The sequence below is a fragment of the Pseudomonas sp. EA_65y_Pfl1_P113 genome (assembly GCF_963970525.1).
GTDB classification, from domain to species: domain Bacteria; phylum Pseudomonadota; class Gammaproteobacteria; order Pseudomonadales; family Pseudomonadaceae; genus Aquipseudomonas; species Aquipseudomonas tritici.
Genome location: NZ_CAXAQM010000471.1, coordinates 1 through 477 on the forward strand (window position 1 = coordinate 1; position 477 = coordinate 477).

1 pseudogene is annotated in these 477 nt (G+C 65.6%); it reads left to right on the plus strand.

The window, feature by feature from the left end:
- A pseudogene (locus AACY52_RS30625) lies at positions 1-477 on the plus strand (polyribonucleotide nucleotidyltransferase); the annotation flags it as partial.

The following is a 477-nucleotide window of genomic DNA, read 5'->3' on the forward strand; positions in this document are numbered from 1 at the left end:
TGGTCTCCCGCCTGATCGACCGTCCGATCCGTCCGCTGTTCGTCGACGGCTGGCGCAACGAGACCCAGGTCATCGCCACCGTGCTGTCGCACGACATGGAGAACGATCCCGACATCGTGGCGCTGGTCGCCTCGTCGGCGGCGCTGACCCTGTCCGGTGCGCCCTTCAAGGGCCCGATCGGCGCGGCGCGCGTCGGCTTCGTCAATGACGAATACGTCCTCAACCCGACGCTCGACGAGATGGTCGACACCCAGCTCGACCTCGTCGTCGCCGGCACCGCCGACGCCGTGCTGATGGTGGAATCGGAAGCCCGGGAGCTGAACGAGGACATCATGCTCGGCGCAGTGATGTTCGGTCACCGCCACTTCCAGCCGGTGATCAACGCCATCATCGAGCTCGCCGAAAAGGCCGCCAAGGAACCGCGCGAAGTCACCGTGATCGACAACGCCGCGCTCGAAAAGGAAATGCTCGGCATCG